Here is a 23,812-nt window from a genome sequence, read left to right as displayed (position 1 = left end):
CTGGCAAACCCGATTACGACATTCGGAAAGACTTCATGAAACCAGCCCGGCTCGATCGGCTGGAAGAGGGGCTGATCGCCCTTCTTCTTGCCGCCATGACGCTTATTACTTTCGGGCAAGTGGTGGCACGCTATGTGTTCAACTACAGTTTCGTCTGGGCCCTCGAGCTTACGACCTATCTTTTTGGAGCTCTGATTTTCATCGGAATGTCGTATGGCGTGCGTGTCGGAGCTCATATCGGCGTCGATGCATTGGTAAAAATCCTGCCAGCCAGGATAGCGCACCGGGTCGCCATCGTGGCCTGCGCCCTATGCCTGGCTTATGCGGGTATTGTTTTTGTAGGAGGCTGGATTTATGTCGACAAGATCTATGAAGTCGGCATCATGGCGCAGGATATGCCCATTCCGCAATGGGTCCCGCGCCTGGTATTGCCTATCGGCTTTGCATTACTGTTCATCCGGTTCGCCGGGGTATTAATCGGCTTGCTGCGCGGCAAAGAGGCTCATCTTCTGGGTGACGAAGTCGAAGATGCGCTGAAATACCGATCCGACACCGGCGGTTCCTCGACACAGGAAGAAAAATGACCACCGGCGCCCTGTTTGTGATGCTGTTCGTCTTCATGTTCATGGGCATGCCTGTCGCCATCGCGCTAGGTTTGTCGTCCATACTTACAATCCTGGTATTCGGCCACGACTCGCTGGCGTCGATGTCGCTCAAGATGTTCGAAACGTCCGAACATTTCACGCTCATGGCGATCCCTTTCTTCATTCTCGCGGGCGCGTTCATGACCACCGGGGGCGTAGCCAAGCGCATGATCCGATTCGCCGTCGCCGCAGTAGGCCATCTGCATGGCGGATTGGCCATCGCGTCGGTTCTGGCGTGCGTGCTGTTTGCCGCGGTTTCGGGTTCTTCGCCGGCCACCGTGGTTGCCGTCGGCTCGATCGTGATAGCCGGCATGGTTCGTTCCGGCTATCCGCAGTCCTTTGCGGCCGGCGTCATTTGCAACGCCGGCACACTGGGTATCCTGATCCCACCATCCATAGTCATGGTGGTGTATGGCGCCGCAACGGAAACCTCTGTAGGCAAGCTTTTCATGGCCGGCGTGGTGCCCGGGCTTATGCTCGGACTGCTCTTGATGGTCGTGATCTACGTCGTCGCACGCGTCAAAAACCTACCGCGCCAGCCACGCGCCAACATCAAAGAAGTCATGATTGCCGGCCGCGATTCGTTCTGGGGCCTGATGCTGATCATCATCATTCTCGGCGGCATCTATGGCGGAATTTTCACACCCACGGAAGCAGCGGCGGTAGCCGCGATTTATGCATTCATTGTGGCTGTCTTCGTCTACCGCGACATAGGCATGCGCCAAGTTCCATCAGTGCTGGTCGACGCCGCCAAAGTTACGGTGATGCTCATGTTCATCATCGCCAACGCCCTGCTGTTCGCACATGTACTCACCACCGAACGCATTCCACAAATGATTGCCGAGCAGATCGTGGCCTGGAACATGCCTGCCTGGGAGTTCCTGATTGTCGTCAACATTTTGCTGCTGATCGCGGGAGCCTTCATGGAACCCACCGGCATCATCCTGATTCTGGCCCCCATCCTGTTTCCCATCGCCACGAAACTCGGCATAGATCCCGTACACCTGGGCATCATTATTGTGGTGAATCTGGAAATCGGCATGGTAACGCCGCCCATAGGATTAAACCTGTTTGTGACAGCCGGAATCACCAAGATGTCCATAGGGCAAGTAGTGCGCGCGGCCATGCCCTGGCTGACTGTATTGCTGGCCTTTCTGATCCTGGTCACCTACGTGCCAATCATTTCGCTATGGCTGCCGAATCTGGGTTTTTCCTGACCGCATTCGCATAAGATAAAGCCAGAGGCTCCAGGCCAATCACATAATTATTTTTGCTGCTGTCCGACGGACCGGACGCACAACCAGCGCCATAACTTGACCAGCCAGGCCAGGAACGTTGTTACCCACGCCACCAGCGCCATATACAGAAAAATCCTACCCACGATCGCCATAAAACCAAATCCCATGGCGACGTCCATTTGATAGGTGCTGGCCGCATACATGCCCAGGGGAAAAACAGCCCCCCAGTAAAGCGCATCGTATTGCACTGGAAAATGCTTGTACACATGGCGCCATAACTCAAGCACAACCAGCAGCGGTATCCACCAGGTGCCGGTAGCCCAATAAAAAATGGTGAACCCCTTGATGAACGGCAAAAGCGACGCCAGATAAGGCGCGCCCGGGGCATTGATGATCAACAAGGCACCCACCAGAGACGAAATCGCCATGGCACCCATATTGATCCAGTAGGGAGGCACCAGGTCATCGGGGGCGAACCGGAAAAAAGTATCGCGATAGAAAATCAGCGACACCATCCAGATGTAGAGCATGCCGCCCCACAGCCACATCGATAGCGCAAAGAAATTCATTTCAAGCTTGTAGGGATGGCCAAGATGATCTGCCAGCAAGACGCTTAATGCCGCTATCGATTGAGCGGCCACCACCGCCAGTAGCCAGCCGCCGTTGATCCCACGCTTCAAGGCGGGTTTGTGCGTTTTTATAAAGAGCGCGGTAAAAATTATGTAGGTCAGGCCAATCCAAAGCACGACAGCTGTCACCCACAGCACCCAGGCCACGGCGTCATTGCGGGCCAGCACTACGAACTGCGTTCCAAGAATGCCCGAGGCCGCTACGGACGTAAAAAACCCCCACCCCTGCAAATGATCGAACATATCGCCAAAGAACAGCCGCGGATAACGGATCGCGCGCACAACGGTAAGTACCCATAGCACGCCGTAAAGAACGATATTCAGCCAGAACAAGCCATGCGCCAGGGTGGTCATGGCCAGTTGATTGGCCGCCAGGGAGACAATCCCCGTTGCCATGACCATGCCGAAATAAGCCGGCGACAAGGCGGCCAGCACACCCAGATGGGAGTAGCGGATGCGAACCTGCATGCGGGTCGGCTCAGCATCGTGATCAGGAAAAGGCGTAGTCATGGTCCGGTGCCTGGGCAGCTTGAATCGGCATCGACAGTGCTTACCCAGGTTCGTATTATTAATCTACGGATAATTCTACGCCCTTGCCCGCCGCGTTCAGGTTCATGCATCGATGGAAACAGCCGGTATTTGTCCTGGCCATTGGTACACATAAATGAATCCAAAAAATAATGAAGCCAAAAGAAATTTGTACTGATATCAATACAAGTATATGATTTACCCAGCCGAAAAACATCACCACTCATCCAGGGAAAGGAGAATCTAATAATGCACAACAGAATATTTCGTCTTGGCGCAATCGGATTAACACTGGCGCTGGCGCTGCCCTTTTCAATTTCCGCCCGCGCCGACGGCAAGCCGCTGGTACTGGTTGTCGGAGCCTCGCCAGGCGGAACGACCGATCGTGTGGCACGCGGAATCGCCAAGGAAATGGCGAAAACGCTCAAGCAGACGGTCATTGTCGACAACAAGCCCGGTGCCGGCGGAAATATAGCCGCCGAGTTCGTTGCCCGCGCCGCCAAGGACGGCAATACCCTGCTGGTCAGCTACAGCAGCTTTTCGGTCAATGCAAGCCTCTACAAGCATTTGCCGTTCGACCCCGAAAAAGACTTCAGCCCCATCAGCATGCTGGCCCAGGTGCCCAGCGTGCTGGTAGCCCGCAAAGATTTCCCCGCCGACGACGTCGCCGGCGTGATAAAGCTGGCCAAGGCATCGCCCGGAAAATATTCCTTTGCGATCGGCGGCGTGGGTTCCTCCTTGCATATGGCCACGGCCAGCTTCGAAATGGAAGCCGGCATCAAGGGCCTGAACGTGCCCTACAAAGGAACAGCGCCCGCACTCCAGGATTTGCTGGGTGGACAAGTCGACCTGATGTTCGCCAGCGCCGTGAATGTTCTGCCGTTCCTGAATTCGGGCAGGGTAAAGTACCTGGGCGTAACCAGCCTGCAAGCCATGCCGCAGTTCCCCAAGGCGCCTCCCATCTCGAACACCATAAAAGGCTTTTCATCCAAGGCATGGTTCGGCATGTTCGGCCCGGCAGGCATTCCCCAAGCCAGGATCAAACAACTGAACGCGGCGGTGGTCGACGGTGCGAAGCATGAAGACTTCACAAAGTTAATCACCCCTGAAGGCGGTTCCGTCATTACAATGACGCCTGACGAACTGGCCCGATTTGTTGCCCAGGACATTAAGCGCTATGCAAAAGTCGTAAAGTTTACGGGTGCAAGCGTCGACTGAATGCTCATTCATGATCTCGAATCCCACGCCGCGTTATTACAGAATCTACCGCCTGCTCAAACAAGGCATCGAGAATTACGAATTCCGCAATAACCTGCCGCTGCCGGGCGAAAACGCCCTGGCCGAGCGGTATGGCGTATCCAGGCTTACGATCCGGCGGTCCCTGGAACTGCTGCAGCGCGAAGGGCTCATAGAACGTCGTCAAGGGTCGGGGACGTTCCCCGTCGGCAATAGCGTCAAGGTGCAGCCCCTGTCGGCGGATATCAACAAGCTGCTCGCTCATCTGGATCGCATGGGCGCCACCAGCCAGGCCCGGCTATTGGAGTTCGCATACGAAACCCCCAACCCCGATGTGCAAAACAGGCTGGAGCTTGCCGCCAATGCCAAAGTGCAGAAAGCCATCAGGGTTCGAGACTATGACGGAGCTCCGTTTTCCTATCTGCTCACCTATGTGCCCGAGCACATAGGCAGACGCTTCTCGGAAGACGACCTGGTCCGCCAGCCGATGCAAACAATCTTCAAGAAACTCAAGATAAAACCGGCATCGGCCGAGCAGTCGATAACAGCCCAGTTGGCCGACGTGCATCATGCCGAAGCGCTGGATCTTGAAACCGGGTCGCCGCTGCTATGCATCCGGCGCGTCATACGCGACACTAGCAATACACCTGTCGAATATCTTATTGCCGCGTACAACCCCAACCGTTTCGAATACCGCATGACTATGTCCAACAAACACCTGAAGGGGCACGATTCATGGGTCATGGACGAAAGCCGGTAAGGCATGGCGTACCAGCCCCTCGCTTACTCGTAGCGCTTGCCCAGTTCCAGCAGCTCGGGCGTTTCGATCAGCTTGTTCAATTCGTTGAAATTGAGCATCGCTCCCGCTGAAGCCTTGGTCGAGCCGTTTTCGCGCAAAAGCCCATAATAGCTTTGCAGGCTGTGCGCCACGGCGCGAGCGGCTCCGCCCGGGAAGATGACAATCCTGAAGCCGATTTCGCCCAAGGCCGCCGCCGATCGTAGAGGAGTCATGCCCCCTTCGACCATATTGGCCAGAAGCGGTATGCGGTCCATGAACTGGTCGCAGGCGCGGCTCATATCGCCCAGCGTTCCGAGGGCCTCAATGAACAGAACGTCGGCACCGCACTCCAGATACGCCTCGGCGCGCTCCAGGGCGGCGTCCATGCCCTCGACGGCCACGGCATCGGTGCGCGCCAGGATGAGCGTGCTGTCGCTGCGGCGTGCATCCAGGGCAGCTTTCAATTTGCCGCACATCTCGGGCACCGGAACGACCGATTTGCCGGCGAGATGCCCGCATCTTTTGGGGAAAGTCTGATCTTCCAGCTGGATCATGGCCGCGCCGGCCTTTTCAAGCCCTTTCACAGTCCTGATCACGTTCAGCGCATTGCCGAAACCGGTATCCGCGTCGACGACGACCGGCAACGCGATCCTGTCGGTAATGCGCGCCAGGGTTTGTTCGACTTCGGTATAGGTCGTCAGCCCTACATCGGATCTGCCAATCCGCGTATAAGCGATCGATGCCCCGGATAAATAAACCGCTTCAAAGCCAGCCTGTTCAGCGATCAACGCCGATAAGCTGTCGTACACGCCCGGTACCAGCAGGCAATCTTGTGATTGAAGCCGAGCTTTCAAATTATTCATGAGTTTTGCACGGAATACTTCCGTTCCAGTTGGTTCAACAAGCCGCCCGCCGATGCCATCTCGATAAGGAAATCGGGAATTTTCTGGCACTCGAGCGATATACCGGATTCAATTCGGATACACGAATTCCGGGCATCGATTTCGATCAGACTGCCCTCTGCGATCTGTTCCGCATCCGGACACACAATCGCCAGCAACCCAAGATTGAACGCGTTGCGAAAATACAGGCCGCTGAACGATGGTGCGATAACCGCCCCTATGCCCAGTTCCACGAGAACGCCCACAGCCTGTTCCCTGGAAGAACCTATGCCGAAATTCGGCCCCGCCACCAGGACATCGCCCTTTTGCACGCAAGCCGCCAGATCGGGATACCGATTCTCCAGGCAATGACGGGCGATCTCCTTGATCTCCAGTTTCATATAGGCGCCGGGAGCCAGGGCATCCGTATCGATGTTCGCGCCTACGCGCCAAACTTTATGTCGCATGGCTTATCGGGCCTCCGCTAAAATGGTCCGTGGGTCTGTAATATGCCCAGTCAGTGCCGAGGCTGCCACGGTATAGGGCGACGCCAGATAAACATTGGTCTCGACCGAACCCATGCGACCCTTGAAATTCCTGGCGGTACTGGAAATCACATTGCCCGCCCCTGCCAGCGCATTGCCATAACCCGAACACGCCCCGCAGGACGTAGCGAAGATTTCAGCCCCGGCATCGATCAAGGTATCCATGATCCCTTCTTTTTGCGCCGCCTGCTGGTCCAGCTGCGACGCGGGAGCCACCAGAAGCCTGACAGCCGGATCGATTTTCCTGTTTCCGAGTACACGGGCAGCGGCCCGTAAGTCGTCCAGCTTGGCACCTGTGCACGCGCCGATATACGCGATCTGGACGGGCACCTTGTCGAACTGATCTACCGCATGCGAGTTGCCCGGGCTATGAGGGGCGGCAACCATCGGAGCCAGCACCGATGCGTCAAACCGATGTATCTCCACGTCGGCATGGGCATCCGTTTTCCAATGGGCCAGGTCGATCTCTTCCGCGACTCCGGCCACACGCAGGAAATCCACGGTTGTCTGATCCGGTGCAATCAGGCCAGCCTGCGCACCCAGCTCGGCACTCATATTGGACAGGGTCATGCGTTCCTGCATGGACAAAGCGCTGACCGCCGCGCCGGTAAACTCGACGGCGTTGTAATCGGCTCCGTTGGTTCCGTACAGGCCTATCATGTGCAGCATCATGTCCTTGGCGGTAACTCCGGCCTGCAAGCGGCCCGACCATTGCATCATGATGGTTTTAGGCACTTTCACCCAAATCTGGCCTGTCACGACCACCCCCAGCATTTCCGTACTGCCCACGCCGAACATATAGGCGCCGAAGGCTCCGCCCGTGGGCGAGTGGGAATCGCCGCCCACGCACAGCATCCCCGGCTTGACATGCCCTTTCTGAGGCAGGACGACATGGCATATGCCGATTGAATCGTAGACATTGGGCAATTGCTGTTCGGCGGCCCAATCGCGGGCGATTTTCAGGATTCTCCTGGAGTCGTCGTCCTCTTCCGGCACATAGTGGTCCATGACCAGCACGACTTTTGATTTATCCCAGATTCGCGCCCCCAGCTTCTCGAGCATGGGCTTCAGGCGCCGGGGGCCGCTGGAATCATGGAACATGGCCAGATCAACGCGGCACGTCACAATCTCGTTCACGGCGACCGACGGCTGGTTGCACGCCTTCGCGATGAGCTTCTGGGCTAGTGTTTGAGCTTGCATGGGCATGCCTGGCATCTGTGATAATCGATTTTATTGTATACATGTATTTATGACAATACAAATTATAGTTGAAGCAGTGCATGATGGCGGCCCGCCCATCGGCCGCACAGCGCCAGCCACGCCTACAGGGTAAAATGCCAAGTTGATTCGAAAAAACACACTCAGGAATATCATGGAAGCTGAACGCCAAAACCACCTCGCAGCCCGTCTGGACGACTATGAAGAGCGGCAATTGGCACTTCGGAGGTATCTTTGACTACGATGCCAAGTCAGAGCGCCTGCAAGTCGTCAATGCCGAGCTGGAAAGCGCGGAGGTCTGGAACGATCCCAAGCACGCCCAGGACCTAGGCCGCGAAAAGAAAAGCCTGGAAAATGTAGTGCATACATTGTTCGAATTGGGCACGGGTCTGGCCGACTCAAAAGAACTCTTCGAACTGGCAGCCGGCGATCACGACGACAGCACACTGGAGGCCATTGAACACGATTGCGATGCCTACGGTGAACGGCTTGAAGCGCTCGAGTTCCGGCGCATGTTCTCGAACCCGGCCGATCCCCTGAACTGCTTTCTGGATATCCAGGCCGGGGCCGGCGGCACCGAAGCGCAGGACTGGTCCTCGATGCTGCTGCGCCAGTATCTGCGCTACTGCGAACGCAAGGGCTTCAAGGCCGAAGTACTGGAAGAGTCCGATGGCGAAGTCGCCGGCATCAAATCGGCCACCATCAAGATCGAAGGCGATTACGCCTTTGGTTTCCTGCGCACCGAAACCGGCGTGCACCGGCTGGTGCGCAAAAGCCCCTTCGACTCGGCCAATGGCCGGCATACTTCATTTGCCAGCGTTTTCGTTTATCCGGAAGTCGACGACTCGATCGAAATCGAGATCAACCCTGCCGACCTGCGGGTCGATACATACCGCGCCAGCGGGGCCGGCGGCCAGCACATCAATAAAACCGATTCGGCAGTGCGCATCACGCACATACCCAGCGGCATCGTTGTCCAATGCCAGAATGACCGGTCGCAACACCGTAACCGGGCCGAGGCCATGCAGATGCTGAAATCGCGCCTGTACGAGCTCGAGCTGCGCCAGCGCATGGCGGAGCAGCAAAAGATGGAAGACGCCAAGACCGACGTGGGCTGGGGCCACCAGATACGCTCCTATGTGCTGGATCAAAGCCGCATCAAAGATTTGCGCACCAATGTCGAAATTTCGAACACGCAGAAAGTGCTGGATGGCGATCTCGACCCGTTCATTCAGGCCAGCCTGAAGCAAGGCGTCTAATGCCCAGCCCAGCCATTATCACTGCGACACTGGCGCCGCGCGGGGCACACTGTCCCGCGCCGCCATATATGTCTTTGGAGACCTTCTTATGAGTCTATCAACTGTTGCCATTATCAGCGGAGCTTCCAAAGGCCTAGGCCAGGCATTGGCGCTGGGCCTCATGAAGCCGGACACGCAAATCATTACACTGGCGCGCAACCATCACGCGGCGCTTGCGCAGCGGGCATCCGAAACCGGCTGCTCCCTGCAGCAGATTCAGGTTGACCTGGCCAGCCCCAGTGCGGCGGAACACTGCGCCGAACAGGTAATGAATGGCCTTGCGGCCGGTGCGCAACGCTATCTGCTGATCAATAACGCAGGCACCGTCGAACCCATACTCCCGGCGTCGAGCCTGAACAGCGCAGCTGGCATCACGGCCGCCTTCAACCTGAATGTAACCAGTGTCATGCTCCTGACCGCGGCATTCCTGCGCGCCACCGCGGCATCCAAGGCCGAGCGCCGGATTCTGAATATTTCTTCCGGAGCCGGGCGCAATGCCACCCCGGGCTGGGGCGTTTATTGCGCGACCAAGGCCGCACTGGACCGATATTCGCAAGTCCTTGCCGTCGAGGAAGCCGACAGCGCGCGTATTGTGTCGCTGGCCCCGGGCGTCATCGATACCGGCATGCAAGAACGTATCCGCGCCAGCGATCCCAAAGACTTTCCAAACCTGTCCCGCTTCGTCGATATGCATGAGCAGGGCCAATTGGCCTCACCCGCAGCAGTGGCTGCAAAAATCCTCCAATACATCGATCGCGACGATTTCGGCGCTACCGTACTCGATGACATACGAAATTACGCCTGATACCAATAATCATGACTGAACCTACGCCCACTACGCCCGCATCCGACGAAAATCACCTGATCGCCGAGCGTCGCGGCAAACTGGCCAGGCTGCGCGCCGAAGGGCTTGCCTATCCCAACGATTTCACACCCGACAGCTCGGCCGCCGAGCTGCATCAGGCTTACGACGCGCTCGACAAGGAAGCGTTGGCCGCCATAGGCAAAAACGTCAAGATTGCCGGCCGCATGATGCTCAAGCGCGTCATGGGCAAAGCCAGTTTCGCCGCCTTGCAGGACGGTTCGGGCCGCATCCAGATTTATCTCGATCGAGGCAGTCTCGGCGAAGACCACTATGCGGGTTTCAAGACCTGGGATATCGGCGACATTATTGCGGTCGAAGGCAAGGTATTCAAAACCAATAAGGGCGAGCTCTCGGTGCATGCCGACACAGCGCGCCTGCTGACCAAATCACTGCGCCCCCTGCCCGACAAATTCCACGGCGTGGCCGACCAGGAACTGCGTTACCGGCAGCGCTATGTCGACCTCATCATGACCGAGGAAACCCGCCGCACCTTTACGGCGCGCAGCAAGGCCATAGGCAGTATCCGCCAGTTCATGCTCGACCATGGGTTCCTGGAAGTCGAAACACCCATGCTGCACCCCATCCCCGGCGGAGCCAGCGCCAAGCCTTTCGAAACGCACCACAACGCCCTGGACATGGACATGTTTCTGCGCATTGCGCCCGAACTGTACCTGAAACGGCTGATCGTCGGCGGATTCGACCGCGTTTTCGAAGTCAACCGCAATTTCCGGAACGAAGGAGTCAGCCCGCGCCATAACCCCGAATTCACCATGATGGAGTTCTACGCGGCCTATACCGACTATCGTTGGCTCATGGACTTTACCGAATCCCTGATTCGCGCAGCCGCCATGGCTGCCTGCGGCGGCACGACCCTGATCTACCAGGAGAAAACGCTGGATCTGGGCCAGCCCTTCGACCGCCTGACAATTGTTGAAGCCATACTGAAATATGCGCCTGGCTACACCCGGGAACAACTACGGGACGAAACCTTTTTGCGCGCCGAGCTGAAAAAGCTGGGAGCCGACATTCATGGCCCCGTGCTGGCCAGAGCCGGCGTCGGAGCCTTGCAGCTTGCCCTGTTCGAGGAAACCGCCGAATCCAAATTGTGGCAACCCACCTTCATCATCGACTATCCGGTCGAAGTTTCGCCGCTGGCACGCGCCTCGGATACACAGGCTGGGATTACCGAGCGCTTCGAACTTTTTGCCACCGGCCGGGAAATCGCCAACGGCTTTTCAGAGCTGAACGACCCCGAGGACCAGGCAGCGCGCTTCCAGGCCCAGGTGCAGGCCAAGGATGCGGGCGACGAAGAAGCCATGTATTACGATGCCGATTACATCCGTGCCCTGGAATACGGCATGCCTCCCACCGGCGGTTGCGGCATAGGCATCGACCGCCTGGTCATGCTGTTGACGGACAGCCCCAGCATACGGGATGTCATCCTCTTCCCGCACCTGCGCCGCGAAGATTGACGCATTCCACGGTATCAGCCTTCCGACGACAGTAGGGGCGGCCCCGACGGCCGCCCGCCACCGCACCGATCCACCCGGGCAGGCACAGGGCCTGCCCCTTGGGCCCCCTCCCCTGGTGCTGCGACCCTAGGCCAGGCCTTCCACCGCTTGTGCCCATTTATGGGCGACAACGGGCGATGTGGCGCAGGTGGCAATGTCGGTCACCACGCGAACGGCTCTTTCAAGCAGTTGTATATCGGCTTCATGCTGGCGTGCAACGTGAGGGTCTTCAAAGAAAATAACCCGCTGGCAACGCTGTTCCAGCACCAGCTCGGCGATCTGCGCGTCGCCGCCCAAGGGCCCGCTTAAATAAGCCTGCACCCACGGTTGCCCGCCGGGCCATCCGCGCGACCAGGCAAGCTCATTCAGGCGTCCGCTGGTGGTGCCCGTGCCTATGCGCGACTCGAACCTCGACAAAAGGTCGAAATGGCGGCTCGCAAAATCGACCATCTGGTCTTTGAGAGCGTCGTGCGCAATCAGGGCAACCGTTTTTTGCGAAAAATCAAACAACCGCCTGGTTTCGGCCGTAGGAGCCAGGCCCGCGTGCAGGCGCTCCACCTCGATCCACTCGACAGCACCGGCAACGGTGGAAATAAAGGGTCGGCCGTGAGTAATGCACTGGCGCTTCAAGGCCAGGGCCTCTGGAAAGATGGATGAAGGATCCACAGGATCGATGAGATAAATGGCGCCATCGAACGGCGGCGCTCCGTCGCGGCTCTCGGTAACCCGGGCCACCAGCTTCATCAGGCCGCCGTCACGGCCGTAGGGATAGCGGACCAGCCCTGCATAACCGCGCAACAAGCCGGATTGCTCAATCGCATGATAGGTGCGCCCGACGGTATAGAACTCGATACCCAGCTCTTTGATCGCCGGGCCGGATCGCTCAAGCCAATTGAATATCGCCGCATCGGGAGTTTCGTGATGCAAGCGGTTGGCCGCCAAGCCAAAACGTAACGTAGGAAGAGCCATGGCTGTCAGGACGGGAAGAGTTGGGCGAAGCAATAATATACCCGAGAGCCATGGGCATCCGGAGAACCACGCACATCCCATCGCCCATCACGGCCTGAAAAGAAACACAGGCGGCCCTGCGGATCATTGCCGCGTTTACAACTCGTCGATCCACGTCATCTGGATGGCTTCGAGTATCCGCTCGCCGCAACGCGCAGGATCATCATCAAAGCCAGGCAAGGCTTGTATCCAGTCGCGCAAATCCGTAAAACGCACTTGCCTGGGGTCCACATCGGGGTGGGCTTCCTGCAAGGCCTCGACGATCTCGTAGGTATCGGTCCAGCGCATCAGTGGCTTTCCTTGGCGTGGTTAACGGAGTATTTGGGTATTTCCACCACAAGGTCGGCATGGCCCACCTTGGCCTGGCACGACAGGCGTGACACGGGAGTAAGCCCCCAGGCGCGATCCAGATAGTCTTCTTCGTTGTCGGTGGCATCTTCCAGCGAGCCGAAGCCTTCACGCACAATGATGTGGCAAGTAGTGCAGGCGCAGGACAATTCGCACGCGTGCTCAATCTCGATCTGGTTGTCCAGCAAAACCCGGCAAATCGATTCCCCGGCCGGCGCGGTTTCGATCACGAAACCTTCCGGACAGACCTCGGGGTGCGGTAAAACTGTAATCTTGGTCATGACAATTCTCTTACTCCGTCAGCTCGTCGAGCCTGCGGCCCGACAAGGCGGCACGTATGCTGCGATCCATGCGCAATGCGGCAAAGGCATCGGTCGCAAGGCTCAAGGCCTTGGCCGCGGAACGAACCGCCTCGATATCGGCCGAAGCCTGAGCTTCGGCGGCTTGGGCCAGACGCTGAACAATTCTTTCGTGCTCGGCAGGGCTTAATAAATCGGCATCGGCAGCCAATGCGACCGTCACCGACTCGATCAGTTGTTTGATTTCCACCTGCTGCTCGCGCAATGCGCGAGCCTTGGCATCGTCATCGGCATTGGCCATGCCATCGGCCAGCATTTGCGCCACCTCGTCATCGGACAATCCGTAGGACGGCTTGACGGAAATCGTAGCTTCGACTCCTGTACTTTCTTCGCGGGCCGCCACGTTGAGCAAGCCATCCGCATCGACCTGGAAGGTAACGCGAATACGGGCGGCGCCTGCCGTCATGGGTGGAATGCCGCGCAATTCAAAACGGCCCAAAGAACGGCAATCGGACACCAGCTCCCGCTCGCCCTGCACGACGTGTATGCTCATGGCCGACTGTCCATCCTTGAACGTTGTGAATTCCTGCCCCCGTGCAACTGGAATCGTGCTGTTGCGCGGTATGACACGTTCAACAATGCCGCCCATGGTTTCCAGGCCCAGAGACAGCGGAGTCACATCCAGCAACAGCCAGTCTTCGCCCGCGGCCCGGTTTCCCACCAGCAAATTGGCCTGCAAAGCCGCACCCAGCGCCACGACCTGATCGGGATCCAGATCGATCAACGGCACAGTGCCGAACAGACGTCCTACTTCGCGATGAATTACCGGCATGCGTGTTGCGCCGCCCACCATCACCACGCCTTTAATCTGCTCTTTGTCGAGCCCCGCATCGCGCAGTGTGCGTGTGGCGCGATGCAGCGTGCGCTGCACGAGGCCCTGCGTCCAGCCTTCAAACTGTTCGCGGCCAATGGTGCAGCGAATCCGCCTGGCATCGGACAAATCGGCGTTGAACTCGACTGCGGATTCGGTCGACAAGGCCTCGCGAGCCGCACGGGCGGCCAAACGCAAGGCACGCTGATCGCCCTTGCCCAGATTGCCCAGGCCCTGGGCCGCAACGACGCGATTCACAATCTCGGCATCGAAGTCGTCGCCTCCCAGACTGGTGTCGCCGCCCGTGGCGACGACTTCAAATACACCCTGGGCCAAGCGCAGTATGGAAATATCGAAGGTGCCGCCCCCCAGGTCGTAGACCGCATAAATACCCTCGGCGCCATGATCCAGGCCATAGGCGATAGCCGCCGCGGTCGGCTCGTTGAGCAGACGCAGTACCGTGAGACCCGCCAAACGGGCTGCATCGCGTGTCGCCTGGCGCTGCGCATCGTCGAAATAGGCGGGGACCGTGACGACCGCCCCCACCAGTTCGCCGCCCAGCACGCCCTCGGCGCGCTTGCGCAAGGTTTCCAGTATGCGGCTGGAAACCTCCACAGGGCTGAAGTCGCCCTGAACCGTGCGCAGCTTGACCATTCCCGGCGCGTCGACGAATTCGTAGGACACGCCCTCGCGGCGGGCCTCGTCGAGCGACCGCCCCATAAAGCGTTTGACCGAGGCCAGCGTATTCAAGGTATCGTCGGCCTGATATTCAATCGCCGCATAACCGACGTCCACAGCCCCCGAATCCCTGTACCGTACGACTGAAGGCAACAGGGCCCGGCCATCGGCGTCGCGCAATATTTCGGGAACACTATTGCGTACCGATGCCACCAGAGAATGGGTCGTACCCAGATCGATGCCGACAGCCAGCTTACGTTGATGGGGAGCCGGCGATTCGCCTGGCTCCGAAATTTGCAATAAAGCCATAGTGTTTAATTCTTACGGTCGTTTAGATCGTGATGTGCGGACTGCACTTCCTGGGAGAATTTCTCGACGAACATCCATTCGCGCACTTTGTCCGACGCCTGTTCATAATCGTGCTTCTGATCGATCAGGCGGATCATGGCGTCGTGCATTTCGGCGCGGGAGCGGCGTATGTCTTCTTCCAGGGAATCAAAAACATCGACACGATGCTTTTCGCGAGCATGATCGAGCCGCTCGCGCCATTCCATTTGGCGCATTAGAAAGCCATCATCCATGCGCGTATTGCTTTCAGCCTGCAGGTCGCAGCCCGAAAGCTCGCACAGATAGCGAGCCCGGTTCAAGGGCATTTTAAGCACCCGATAAGCCTCGTTGATCGTCGACGCCCACTGCATCGCCACCCTGCGTTCGGCGGGGCTTGCCGTCGCATAGCGATCAGGGTGGACTTTGGCGGCAAGCTCGCGCCATGTCTTTTCTAAAACCGAATTATCGAGTGCGTAGCGGGGAGGCAGGCCGAACAACTGAAAATAATTGTCGCTCGCCACATTACACCGTAAAGGACTCGCCGCACCCGCAAGTGGCCTTTTCGTTGGGATTGGAAAATTTGAATCCTTCGTTCAAGCCTTCGCGCGAGTAGTCAAGCTGCGTGCCCTCGAGGTAAGGCAGGCTCTTGGGATCGATATAGACTTTGACGCCAAGCGATTCGATCAGGATGTCTTCCGAATCGGGCTCATCGACATATTCAAGCTTGTACGCCATGCCGGAGCAGCCGGTAGTACGAACGCCCAGCCGCAAGCCAACGCCTTTGCCGCGTTTCTCGAGATAACGACCGATGTGGTCGGCCGCTTGTTGTGTAAGCGTGATTCCCATGATTACTCCTGGTGCTTCTCTTTGTAGTTGCGAACGGCTGCCTTGATCGCGTCTTCAGCCAGAATCGAACAGTGAATCTTGACTGGCGGCAAAGCCAGTTCTTCGGCGATCTGCGTATTGCGAATGTCCATGGCCTGGTCGAGCGTCTTGCCCTTGACCCATTCAGTCACCAAGGAACTGGATGCAATGGCCGAGCCGCAGCCGTAGGTTTTGAAGCGCGCATCTTCGATAATACCGGATTCGTTGACCTTGATCTGCAATTTCATGACGTCGCCACAGGCGGGAGCACCCACCATGCCGGTTCCGACACTGTCATCGGATTTATCGAACGCGCCTACATTACGAGGATTTTCGTAATGATCAAGTACTTTTTCGCTGTAAGCCATGTGTGCTCCTGATTAATGTGCGGCCCATTCGACCGAATTCAAGTCGATGCCGTCCTGGGCCATTTCCCACAGCGGCGACATATCGCGCAGCTTGCCGACGCGGCTGGCCAGCAGTTGAACCGCAAAGTCGATCTCTTCCTGGGTTGTAAAGCGACCGAGCGTAAAACGTATGGAACTGTGGGCCAGCTCGTCGTTGCGGCCCAGGGCGCGCAATACGTACGAGGGTTCCAGGCTGGCCGAGGTGCAGGCCGACCCGCTCGATACGGCCAGCTCCTTGATTGCCATGATGAGCGACTCGCCCTCGACATAATTGAAACTGACGTTGAGGTTATGGGGTACGCGCTTATCCATGTCGCCATTCAGATAGACTTCTTCTATTTTCGAAAGCCCGTTCCAGAGGCGGTCGCGCAACATGCGTATCCGCTCGTTTTCAGTACCCATCTCTTCGCGGGCCAGACGGAACGCCTCGCCCATGCCGACGATTTGATGGGTGGCCAGCGTGCCCGAACGAAAACCGCGCTCGTGGCCGCCGCCGTGCATCTGCGCTTCGACGCGGATGCGAGGCTTGCGGCGAATATACAAAGCGCCTATGCCTTTGGGGCCATAGGTTTTATGTGCCGAGAACGACATCAGGTCGACCTTGAGCTCTTGCAGGTCGATCCCGACCTTGCCGGTTGCCTGTGCCGCATCGACATGAAAAACAATGCCCTTTTCGCGGCAGATATCGCCGATTGCAGCAATGTCCTGAATAACACCGATTTCATTGTTGACGAACATGACCGACACAAGAATCGTGTCGGGACGCAATGCCGCTTTAAACGCGTCGAGATCGAGCAAGCCGTCGTCCCGTACATCGAGGTAGCTAAGCTCGAACCCTTGCCGCTCAAGCTCCCTGCAGGTATCGAGCACCGCCTTGTGTTCGGTTTTCACCGTAATGACATGCTTGCCACGCCCGGAATAGAAGCCCGCCGCGCCCTTGATGGCCAGATTGTTCGACTCGGTTGCCCCTGAGGTCCACACGATTTCGCGCGGGTCGGCATTGACCAGTTTTGCGACATCGGCGCGCGCCTGCTCAACGGCCTCTTCGGCTTCCCAGCCGTAAGCATGGCTGCGCGAAGCGGGGTTGCCAAACTGCTCGTACAGCCACGGCACCATTTTGTCGACCACACGCGGATCTACTGGCGTGGTGGCAGAATAGTCTAGATATACAGGACGTGAAAACATTGAACCAACTCCCAAAAATCCTTACGCCGCCACTGACGATGCGATTTTCACATCGGGCGAACGGTTAAGACGAACTTCGGACTGCGCCTGCGAGGCCTCGTGAAGCAAACGCATGCGTTGCTGATCGACCAGATCTTGCAGGGAAACGGAATCCAGGTAATCAACCATTTTACGATTAAGCGTAGACCAAAGTTCGTGTGTCATGCATTTGCCGGTATTGCCGATTCGGCCCACCGTGCAGTCTTCTTTGCCACCACAACTGGTCGCATCCAATGGCTCGTCGACAGCGAAAATAACGTCGGCCACCGTAATATTCCGGGCCAGCCGCGCCAGCGAATACCCCCCGCCGGGACCACGCACGCTTTCGACCAGCTCGTGTCGGCGCAATTTGCCGAACAGCTGCTCGAGGTACGACAGCGAAATGTTCTGACGCTGGCTGATGGCAGCCAAAGTAACCGGGCCGCTTTGTTGCCGTAACGCCAAATCAATCATGGCTGTCACCGCAAAACGCCCTTTAGTCGTTAAACGCATGGTGATTTCCTTGCCAAAGCCTGATGTACACAAGTAAACAGATATAGCCGGCGACTTTATACCCGACTAAATGAGTCAAGTATAGCAAATTCCGGACTAATTTGGTACAGATTCAGGCATGAGGAGAAAATCGGACACTTCAGATAAAAAAAACCGCGGCAATCGCGCGGTTGGCTGAGGGGCTTTTAAGCCGCCTGATATTGAGTCGCGCGCTTGCGCACCAGTTCGAGCACACCCTGGCAGGCGTCTTCGAGATAATCGAGCACCTTGCCAAACCCTTCGGGCCCGCCATAATAAGGATCGGGTACGGTAGCTTCTTCGAATTCGTTGGCAAAGCGCATGAGCAGCATGAGCTTGTGCTGGTAAATTTTGGGGCATTGCTGTTGCAAGGCGGACAGGTTTTCCCAGTCCATGGCCAAAATCAGGTCGAACTCGCGGAAGTCGTCGGCCGTAACCAAACGGGCCGTACTGCCGGATATTTCGTAACCACGCTTGCGCGCCGCCGCCTGGGCGCGCGCATCGGGAGCTTCGCCGATATGAAAGCTGTGGGTACCAGCAGAATCGACGCCTACAACCCCGGATAATCCGGCATCGTCGATCAAATGGCGAAATACGCCTTCTGCGCTCGGCGAGCGACAGATATTACCCATGCAAACGAAAAGTACCTTAGTCATCATAGGTGAAAGTGTGAGGGAAAACCCGAGATAAGGCAAGGCCTTTTTGCGATGTCACAATTCATCAAAGGCTACACATTGACAAAAATAAAAACGCAACTACATTAAGGCCTTATCGATGTTTCAAGGTCTTTTGAAGCAGGCGATTTAGCCAATTTACCGGCAATGAAGCGGCCTTATTCGTGCACTGCAACAATTGATCTTCCACCCATTCGAAAAACACCCGATATCAAGGTAAACCCCTAGATAACACGTGGTCATCATAGAATTGTTACATGACGGAGTCACGTTCGAATTGCCACGTCCAAAAGCCCTGCAATGTTGGTATTTTGCAACATACTGATTCAAACGCGGCGCAATATCATCTTAGCCAAATCCAATACTATTCGTAATAAGCCGTCCGGCCACCCTTCAACTCAGCAAGGCACGTTGCTTGAGCCGGTTGAGCGAGTCGCGCGCGGCGGCCGCCTGCTCGAACTCCAGGTTTTTGGCATGATCCATCATTAATTTCTCCAGGCGCCTAATTTCCTTGGCCAGCGATTTTTCGTCGACCAGCACATCCGGCGAAATATCATCGGCCGCCGAAACGGGCTGAGCGGCAGCCATCACGCCGTCAATCATTTCGCGAACCGCCTTGTCCACGCCCCGGGCGGTAATACCATGCTCTTTATTGAAAGCCGTCTGTTTGATGCGCCGGCGTTCGGTTTCGCCCATTGCCCGCCGCATCGAATCGGTAATGCGATCGGCGTACAAAATGGCTCGCCCATGCAGGTTGCGAGCCGCTCGCCCAATGGTTTGTATCAGGCTGCGTTCCGAGCGCAAAAATCCTTCTTTATCCGCATCCAGAATCGCCACCAGGGACACTTCAGGTATGTCCAGCCCCTCGCGCAATAGATTGATCCCAACCAGCACGTCGAATACACCCAGGCGCAGATCACGAATGATCTCAACCCGTTCGACAGTATCGATGTCCGAGTGCAAATAGCGTACCTTCAAGCCGCTTTCATTGAGATAATCGGTCAGATCCTCGGACATGCGCTTGGTCAGCGTAGTCACCAGCACACGTTCCCGTACCTCGACACGCAGCTTGATTTCCCCCAGCAGATCGTCGACCTGCGTCAGGGCGGGCCGGACCTCAACCACGGGATCCACCAGACCCGTGGGCCGCACCACCTGCTCCACCACATTATCGGCGTGTTCTTTTTCATATACGGCCGGCGTCGCGGAAACAAAGATGCATTGACGCATGCGCTGTTCGAACTCTTCAAGCTGCAAAGGCCGGTTATCCAGCGCGGAGGGAAGCCGAAAACCAAATTGCACCAGCGTTTCCTTGCGCGAACGGTCGCCCCGATACATGCCGCCCAGCTGGCCCACGGTGACATGGCTTTCATCGATAAACATCAAGGCATCGGCAGGCAGGTAATCGATCAGCGTCGGAGGAGGTTCGCCCGGAGCCGCACCCGACAGATGGCGCGAGTAATTTTCGATGCCCTTGCAAAACCCAAGTTCCTGCAGCATTTCCAGATCGAAGCGGGTACGCTGCTCGAGCCGCTGCGCCTCGACCAGCTTGCCGTCCTTGACCAGGAAATCCAGGCGTTCGCGCAATTCCAGCTTGATGGTCTCGATAGCGCGCAGCACCGTCTCGCGCGGCGTCACATAGTGCGAACTGGGAAAGACGGTGAAGCGCGGCACCTTTTGCTTGATCTTGCCGGTCAGCGGGTCGAACATCTCCAGGCTTTCGATTTCCTCGTCGAACAAAGTAATGCGCAGCGCCAGTTCGGCATGCTCGGCCGGGAACACATCGATGGTTTCGCCACGGGCGCGAAAGTTGCCGCGCACGAACTCCACGTCGTTGCGCTCGTACTGCATGGCCACCAGCCGCGCCAGCAATTCCCGGCGCGGAATCGTATCGCCCGCCCGCAGTGTCAGCACCATTGCATGGTAATCGCCCGGATTGCCTATCCCGTATATGCACGACACCGTACCGACAATAATCGTGTCGCGCCGCTCGAGCAGGCTTTTGGTGGCCGACAGGCGCATCTGCTCGATGTGCTCGTTGATGGACGAGTCTTTTTCGATAAAAAGATCGCGAGCGGCGACATACGCTTCCGGCTGGTAGTAGTCGTAATACGACACAAAATATTCGACCGCATTATTCGGGAAAAACTCGCGCATTTCGGAATACAACTGCGCCGCCAGGGTTTTATTGGGAGCCAGCACGATGGCAGGACGGCCCGTGCGGGCAATCGTATTGGCCATGGTGAAGGTTTTCCCCGAACCCGTGACGCCCAGCAGGGTCTGGAACATCAAGCCGTCGTTGATACCGTCGACCAGCGAGTCGATGGCCGCAGGCTGATCCCCCGCCGGCGGATAGGGCTGGTACAACTGAAAGGGACTATTCGGATATTCGACAAAGCCGGGAGCGTTCATGCTGGACACGATAAGGGTAAACCCCTTATTATCTCACCATTGCTCCTATTCTCTCTACCCCCACCCACTAACCTCCCAAAATGAACTCACTTTTCGAATCAGTCGAACTCGCTCCACGCGACCCTATTCTTGGCCTGAACGAGCAATACAATGCCGATACCCGTGGCAACAAAGTCAACCTGGGCGTGGGGGTCTACTGCGACGATCAAGGCCGGATTCCCCTGCTGAATGCCGTTCATGCCGCTGAAGTCACCCGCATCGAAGCCGCTGCCGCTCGCGGCTATCTACCCATAGACGGAATCGCGGGCTACAACAAAGGCGCGCAAACGCTGCTGCTGGGCAAAGACTCCCCGCTGGTTGCCGAAGGCCGCGTGTTGACGGCTCAGGCTCTGGGTGGCACCGGCGCCCTCAAGATCGGCGCCGACTTCCTCAAACAATTGCTGCCCAACGCCAAGGTCCTCATCAGCGATCCCAGCTGGGAAAACCACAGGGCCCTGTTCGAACGGGCGGGCTTTGCGGTCGATACATACCCCTACTACGACGCCGCCACCCACGGCCTGAATTTCGATGGCATGCTGGCCTGCCTAAAGGCCCTGCCGCCACAGACAATCGTGGTCTTGCACGCTTGCTGCCACAACCCTACCGGTGTCGACCCCAGCTTTGCGCAATGGCAGCAAATCGCCAAAGTCGTCAAGGATAAACAGCTGGTTCCTTTCATGGACATTGCCTACCAGGGTTTCGGCGACGGCCTGGAAGAAGACGCGTCGGTGGTGCGCATGTTTGCCGAACAAGGCCTGAACATGCTCATCAGCTCCTCATTCTCCAAATCATTCTCGCTTTACGGCGAACGCGTCGGCGCCCTGACCATGGTGTCGGCCAGCAAGGAAGAATCAGGCCGGGTTCTAAGCCAGCTCAAGCGTGTAATTCGCACCAACTATTCCAACCCTCCCACCCACGGTGGTACCGTGGTTTCCATGGTGCTGAACTCGCCCGAACTCTTCAAGATCTGGGTTGGCGAGCTTGCCGGCATGCGCGAACGCATACGCGCCATGCGCACGCAACTGGTCGAAAAGCTGAAATCCCATGGGGTCAAGCAGAATTTCGATTTCGTGCTGTCGCAGCGCGGCATGTTTTCCTACTCGGGCCTGACTTCCGCACAAGTCGATCAGTTGCGCGACGAACATGGCGTTTACGCGGTCAGCAGCGGCCGCATCTGCGTGGCGGCCCTCAACAGCCGCAACATCGACTACGTGGCGCAAGCCGTCGCCGAAGTATTGGCAAAATAGCGGTCCATTTAGCGGTCCATTCGTTTTTCCGGCGGCAAACACTTGATTTTTTGTATTGTTTGCCGCAGAATCCAAGCTGTACATAAATACAGCTTATTTCGCAATGGCCGCCAAACTCACCGAGCGTCAACAACAAATCCTCGACCTCATCCGGGCCGAGATCACGCGCACCGGCTTCCCGCCCACCCGCGCCGAAATCGCGCGCGCGCTTGGCTTCAAGTCGGCCAACGCAGCCGAAGACCATCTCAAGGCGCTGGCTAAAAAAGGGGCTATCGAGCTCACCGCAGGCGCCTCGCGCGGTATCCGCCTCAGGGACGATGCAGCCGCCTCCGTTCAGTCGCCGTCCTCCATGCTTGCGCAATTATTGCTACCCATAGTCGGCCGCGTGGCCGCCGGCAGCCCTATTCTGGCTACCGAGCACATCGAGCGCGAAATCGGTGTAGAACCAGCTTTGTTCAGCCAGGCGCCCGACTACCTGCTGCGCGTACGCGGCTTGAGCATGCGCGATGCCGGCATACTCGACGGCGACCTCCTGGCTGTCAAAAAAACCCCTGAGGCGCGCAATGGCCAAATAGTGGTGGCCCGCCTGGGCGACGATGTCACTGTCAAGCGTCTGTCCAAATCCGGCAGCCGCATCGAACTCCTGCCCGAAAACCCCGATTTCAAACCTATCGTGGTGGGGCCTCAAGATGAGTTCTCCCTGGAAGGCATTGCCGTGGGGCTGATACGCACTACGCCGCTGAACTGAAGCCTCGTACTCAGGGCGGCAGCCGCAAGTCTTTTCCAGCGTATTTTCGGTTCGAGTGTTTACAGAACTGAACGTGTTTCAGTCGATTATTTTTGAGCCGTTCGTTCAGGTTTGAGCTTATTACTTTGTACTTTGGACGGTAGTTCTGTAAAGACGCCGCAGGGTGGGCGGTGCTGTGCAGTCCGGCACGTCCAGCGGTCGAGGTGCTACGCACCCCGACTGCCCGGGTCTGCCTCGTCCAGGCGGGCGTCGGGCCAACTCGCAGTGCCTCGCGCGCGAGGCACTGCTCAGACAGGGCCCGCCGAAAGCCCCCGCCTTCCCTTCGTCAGCACCCGGCGCTGGACTACCGCCGGACTGCACAGCACCGCCCACCCTGCGGCTTGCGTTGAGGTAATGCAGCGAGGTATACGTTGGGGAGCCCGTGTTTAGTCAATCGAGTCGTACATCGAGGTATACGTGACCACGTGATGGAGGCATGGGTGCGGGCACGTTAATTCCAGACATCCCGTAACGTAATTCCAGGCATGCCATTACGCGAGCCGTCTATTGGGGCTTGGGGTCAGGGCCGGCGTAAGGCGTGCGCCGGATGCTACCGTAGGGAAGGCGGGGGCTTTCGGCGGGCGCTGTCTGAGCCCAGCCTCGTGAGGCTGGGCGAGTTCGCCCGACGCCCGCCTGGACGAGGTAGATCCGGATCAAGCACGCCGTGCCGGCCCTGACCCCAAGCCCCGATAGACGGCGTCTTTAAATACCAAACCGTAAATACCAAACCGACCAAAACGTCAAAC

The 23,812-nt window shown here is 57.6% G+C and carries 24 protein-coding genes; 9 read left to right on the top strand and 15 right to left on the bottom strand.

All coding sequences use genetic code 11. The annotated features are described in order from the left end of the window. Positions 1–35: 35 nt before the first annotated feature. Positions 36–584, top strand: a complete 549-nt coding sequence (locus LSG25_RS01220; protein ID WP_232742913.1) for a TRAP transporter small permease — start codon at positions 36–38, stop codon at positions 582–584. Then, the gene (locus tag LSG25_RS01215) at positions 581–1,861 is read left to right on the top strand and encodes a TRAP transporter large permease (RefSeq protein ID WP_232742912.1); all 1,281 of its coding nucleotides are present in this window, start codon (positions 581–583) and stop codon (positions 1,859–1,861) included. The genes LSG25_RS01220 and LSG25_RS01215 overlap by 4 nt, the downstream gene beginning before the upstream one ends. Positions 1,862–1,908: 47 nt before the next feature. Here the strand turns inward: LSG25_RS01215 and LSG25_RS01210 are convergent, their stop codons facing one another. Next, positions 1,909–3,021 carry a tellurite resistance/C4-dicarboxylate transporter family protein gene (locus LSG25_RS01210; RefSeq protein WP_370635931.1) on the bottom strand — a complete coding sequence of 371 codons (1,113 nt, stop codon included), beginning with the start codon at positions 3,019–3,021 and terminating at the stop codon, positions 1,909–1,911. A 267-nt stretch (positions 3,022–3,288) separates the two neighbouring features. On the opposite strand from LSG25_RS01210, the gene LSG25_RS01205 reads away from it, so the two are divergent. Continuing rightward, complete coding sequence (locus LSG25_RS01205) at positions 3,289–4,257, top strand: tripartite tricarboxylate transporter substrate binding protein (protein ID WP_232742911.1); 969 nt, start codon at positions 3,289–3,291, stop codon at positions 4,255–4,257. Positions 4,258–4,267: 10 nt separating this feature from the next. Further along, positions 4,268–5,035 carry a GntR family transcriptional regulator gene (locus LSG25_RS01200; protein ID WP_232742910.1) on the top strand — a complete coding sequence of 256 codons (768 nt, stop codon included), beginning with the start codon at positions 4,268–4,270 and terminating at the stop codon, positions 5,033–5,035. A 23-nt stretch (positions 5,036–5,058) separates the two neighbouring features. Here the strand turns inward: LSG25_RS01200 and LSG25_RS01195 are convergent, their stop codons facing one another. The 3 genes from LSG25_RS01195 to LSG25_RS01185 are packed head-to-tail and all read right to left on the bottom strand — an operon-like array spanning position 5,059 to position 7,679. Then, entirely contained in the window at positions 5,059–5,916 is an 858-nt protein-coding gene (locus tag LSG25_RS01195; RefSeq protein WP_232742909.1) for an oxaloacetate decarboxylase, read from the bottom strand. Then, complete coding sequence (locus LSG25_RS01190; RefSeq protein WP_232742908.1) at positions 5,913–6,401, bottom strand: 3-isopropylmalate dehydratase; 489 nt, start codon at positions 6,399–6,401, stop codon at positions 5,913–5,915. The genes LSG25_RS01195 and LSG25_RS01190 overlap by 4 nt, the downstream gene beginning before the upstream one ends. Before the next feature lie 3 nt (positions 6,402–6,404). Then, positions 6,405–7,679 carry a 3-isopropylmalate dehydratase large subunit gene (locus LSG25_RS01185; RefSeq protein ID WP_232742907.1) on the bottom strand — a complete coding sequence of 425 codons (1,275 nt, stop codon included), beginning with the start codon at positions 7,677–7,679 and terminating at the stop codon, positions 6,405–6,407. A gap of 172 nt (positions 7,680–7,851) precedes the next feature. Here LSG25_RS01185 and prfB point away from each other — a divergent pair. From prfB to lysS, 3 genes are all read left to right on the top strand, one after another. After that, positions 7,852–8,956 (top strand): peptide chain release factor 2 gene (gene prfB, locus LSG25_RS01180; protein WP_232742906.1). Its coding sequence is split into 2 segments (ribosomal slippage): positions 7,852–7,932 and positions 7,934–8,956, totalling 1,104 coding nucleotides; the frame shifts between segments, so codons are not numbered across the junction. A gap of 88 nt (positions 8,957–9,044) precedes the next feature. Further along, positions 9,045–9,800, top strand: a complete 756-nt coding sequence (locus tag LSG25_RS01175) for an SDR family oxidoreductase (protein WP_232742905.1) — start codon at positions 9,045–9,047, stop codon at positions 9,798–9,800. An 11-nt stretch (positions 9,801–9,811) separates the two neighbouring features. After that, entirely contained in the window at positions 9,812–11,332 is a 1,521-nt protein-coding gene (lysS, locus tag LSG25_RS01170; protein WP_232742904.1) for a lysine--tRNA ligase, read from the top strand. A gap of 126 nt (positions 11,333–11,458) precedes the next feature. On the opposite strand, the gene LSG25_RS01165 is transcribed toward lysS, so the two are convergent. From LSG25_RS01165 to uvrB, 11 genes are all read right to left on the bottom strand, one after another. Further along, positions 11,459–12,340 carry a methylglyoxal synthase gene (locus tag LSG25_RS01165; RefSeq protein WP_232742903.1) on the bottom strand — a complete coding sequence of 294 codons (882 nt, stop codon included), beginning with the start codon at positions 12,338–12,340 and terminating at the stop codon, positions 11,459–11,461. Between the two features lie 135 nt (positions 12,341–12,475). Beyond that, positions 12,476–12,667: a Fe-S cluster assembly protein IscX gene (gene iscX, locus LSG25_RS01160; protein ID WP_232742902.1), complete on the bottom strand. Its 192-nt coding sequence runs from the start codon at positions 12,665–12,667 to the stop codon at positions 12,476–12,478. Further along, positions 12,667–13,008 (bottom strand): ISC system 2Fe-2S type ferredoxin, encoded by a 342-nt coding sequence (fdx, locus tag LSG25_RS01155; protein WP_232742901.1) that lies wholly within the window; start codon positions 13,006–13,008, stop codon positions 12,667–12,669. Before fdx ends, iscX begins: the two co-directional genes overlap by 1 nt. A 10-nt stretch (positions 13,009–13,018) precedes the next feature. After that, entirely contained in the window at positions 13,019–14,884 is a 1,866-nt protein-coding gene (hscA, locus tag LSG25_RS01150; protein WP_232742900.1) for a Fe-S protein assembly chaperone HscA, read from the bottom strand. 5 nt (positions 14,885–14,889) lie between these two features. Continuing rightward, a complete protein-coding gene (gene hscB / locus LSG25_RS01145; protein ID WP_232742899.1) occupies positions 14,890–15,423 on the bottom strand; it encodes a Fe-S protein assembly co-chaperone HscB in 534 nt (177 codons plus the stop codon). A 1-nt stretch (position 15,424) separates the two neighbouring features. Next, complete coding sequence (gene iscA / locus LSG25_RS01140) at positions 15,425–15,748, bottom strand: iron-sulfur cluster assembly protein IscA (RefSeq protein WP_232742898.1); 324 nt, start codon at positions 15,746–15,748, stop codon at positions 15,425–15,427. A gap of 2 nt (positions 15,749–15,750) precedes the next feature. After that, positions 15,751–16,134 carry a Fe-S cluster assembly scaffold IscU gene (gene iscU, locus LSG25_RS01135; protein ID WP_232742897.1) on the bottom strand — a complete coding sequence of 128 codons (384 nt, stop codon included), beginning with the start codon at positions 16,132–16,134 and terminating at the stop codon, positions 15,751–15,753. Between the two features lie 12 nt (positions 16,135–16,146). Continuing rightward, complete coding sequence (locus LSG25_RS01130; RefSeq protein WP_232742896.1) at positions 16,147–17,358, bottom strand: IscS subfamily cysteine desulfurase; 1,212 nt, start codon at positions 17,356–17,358, stop codon at positions 16,147–16,149. 21 nt (positions 17,359–17,379) lie between these two features. After that, entirely contained in the window at positions 17,380–17,889 is a 510-nt protein-coding gene (gene iscR / locus LSG25_RS01125; RefSeq protein ID WP_232742895.1) for a Fe-S cluster assembly transcriptional regulator IscR, read from the bottom strand. A 185-nt stretch (positions 17,890–18,074) separates the two neighbouring features. Continuing rightward, on the bottom strand, positions 18,075–18,566 hold the full coding sequence (locus tag LSG25_RS01120) for a low molecular weight protein-tyrosine-phosphatase (protein WP_232742894.1): 492 nt from the start codon (positions 18,564–18,566) through the stop codon (positions 18,075–18,077). A 408-nt stretch (positions 18,567–18,974) separates the two neighbouring features. After that, the gene (uvrB, locus tag LSG25_RS01115; protein ID WP_232744516.1) at positions 18,975–20,993 is read right to left on the bottom strand and encodes an excinuclease ABC subunit UvrB; all 2,019 of its coding nucleotides are present in this window, start codon (positions 20,991–20,993) and stop codon (positions 18,975–18,977) included. An 80-nt stretch (positions 20,994–21,073) separates the two neighbouring features. Here uvrB and LSG25_RS01110 point away from each other — a divergent pair, with 80 nt between their 5' ends. Together LSG25_RS01110 and lexA are read left to right on the top strand one after the other, a co-directional pair. Then, positions 21,074–22,279, top strand: a complete 1,206-nt coding sequence (locus LSG25_RS01110) for an amino acid aminotransferase (RefSeq protein ID WP_232742893.1) — start codon at positions 21,074–21,076, stop codon at positions 22,277–22,279. Between the two features lie 103 nt (positions 22,280–22,382). Next, positions 22,383–23,027: a transcriptional repressor LexA gene (lexA, locus tag LSG25_RS01105; protein WP_232742892.1), complete on the top strand. Its 645-nt coding sequence runs from the start codon at positions 22,383–22,385 to the stop codon at positions 23,025–23,027. Positions 23,028–23,812 lie beyond the last annotated feature (785 nt).

Origin of the sequence: Paralcaligenes sp. KSB-10 (assembly GCF_021266465.1) — a bacterium.
Lineage (GTDB): Bacteria > Pseudomonadota > Gammaproteobacteria > Burkholderiales > Burkholderiaceae_B.
Note: the sequence above shows the minus strand (reverse complement) of the source record. Positions and strands in the feature narration are given on the sequence as shown.

Excerpts from the sequence above, each read along its gene's own strand:
- LSG25_RS01220 (WP_232742913.1), top strand. The coding sequence starts at position 36 with ATGAAACCAGCCCGGCTCGATCGGCTGGAAGAGGGGCTGATCGCCCTT.
- LSG25_RS01215 (WP_232742912.1), top strand. The coding sequence starts at position 581 with ATGACCACCGGCGCCCTGTTTGTGATGCTGTTCGTCTTCATGTTCATG.
- LSG25_RS01210 (WP_370635931.1), bottom strand. The coding sequence starts at position 3,021 with ATGACTACGCCTTTTCCTGATCACGATGCTGAGCCGACCCGCATGCAG.
- LSG25_RS01205 (WP_232742911.1), top strand. The coding sequence starts at position 3,289 with ATGCACAACAGAATATTTCGTCTTGGCGCAATCGGATTAACACTGGCG.
- LSG25_RS01200 (WP_232742910.1), top strand. The coding sequence starts at position 4,268 with ATGATCTCGAATCCCACGCCGCGTTATTACAGAATCTACCGCCTGCTC.
- LSG25_RS01195 (WP_232742909.1), bottom strand. The coding sequence starts at position 5,916 with ATGAATAATTTGAAAGCTCGGCTTCAATCACAAGATTGCCTGCTGGTA.
- LSG25_RS01190 (WP_232742908.1), bottom strand. The coding sequence starts at position 6,401 with ATGCGACATAAAGTTTGGCGCGTAGGCGCGAACATCGATACGGATGCC.
- LSG25_RS01185 (WP_232742907.1), bottom strand. The coding sequence starts at position 7,679 with ATGCAAGCTCAAACACTAGCCCAGAAGCTCATCGCGAAGGCGTGCAAC.
- LSG25_RS01175 (WP_232742905.1), top strand. The coding sequence starts at position 9,045 with ATGAGTCTATCAACTGTTGCCATTATCAGCGGAGCTTCCAAAGGCCTA.
- lysS (WP_232742904.1), top strand. The coding sequence starts at position 9,812 with ATGACTGAACCTACGCCCACTACGCCCGCATCCGACGAAAATCACCTG.
- LSG25_RS01165 (WP_232742903.1), bottom strand. The coding sequence starts at position 12,340 with ATGGCTCTTCCTACGTTACGTTTTGGCTTGGCGGCCAACCGCTTGCAT.
- iscX (WP_232742902.1), bottom strand. The coding sequence starts at position 12,667 with ATGCGCTGGACCGATACCTACGAGATCGTCGAGGCCTTGCAGGAAGCC.
- fdx (WP_232742901.1), bottom strand. The coding sequence starts at position 13,008 with ATGACCAAGATTACAGTTTTACCGCACCCCGAGGTCTGTCCGGAAGGT.
- hscA (WP_232742900.1), bottom strand. The coding sequence starts at position 14,884 with ATGGCTTTATTGCAAATTTCGGAGCCAGGCGAATCGCCGGCTCCCCAT.
- iscA (WP_232742898.1), bottom strand. The coding sequence starts at position 15,748 with ATGGGAATCACGCTTACACAACAAGCGGCCGACCACATCGGTCGTTAT.
- iscU (WP_232742897.1), bottom strand. The coding sequence starts at position 16,134 with ATGGCTTACAGCGAAAAAGTACTTGATCATTACGAAAATCCTCGTAAT.
- LSG25_RS01130 (WP_232742896.1), bottom strand. The coding sequence starts at position 17,358 with ATGTTTTCACGTCCTGTATATCTAGACTATTCTGCCACCACGCCAGTA.
- iscR (WP_232742895.1), bottom strand. The coding sequence starts at position 17,889 with ATGCGTTTAACGACTAAAGGGCGTTTTGCGGTGACAGCCATGATTGAT.
- LSG25_RS01120 (WP_232742894.1), bottom strand. The coding sequence starts at position 18,566 with ATGATGACTAAGGTACTTTTCGTTTGCATGGGTAATATCTGTCGCTCG.
- uvrB (WP_232744516.1), bottom strand. The coding sequence starts at position 20,993 with ATGAACGCTCCCGGCTTTGTCGAATATCCGAATAGTCCCTTTCAGTTG.
- LSG25_RS01110 (WP_232742893.1), top strand. The coding sequence starts at position 21,074 with ATGAACTCACTTTTCGAATCAGTCGAACTCGCTCCACGCGACCCTATT.
- lexA (WP_232742892.1), top strand. The coding sequence starts at position 22,383 with ATGGCCGCCAAACTCACCGAGCGTCAACAACAAATCCTCGACCTCATC.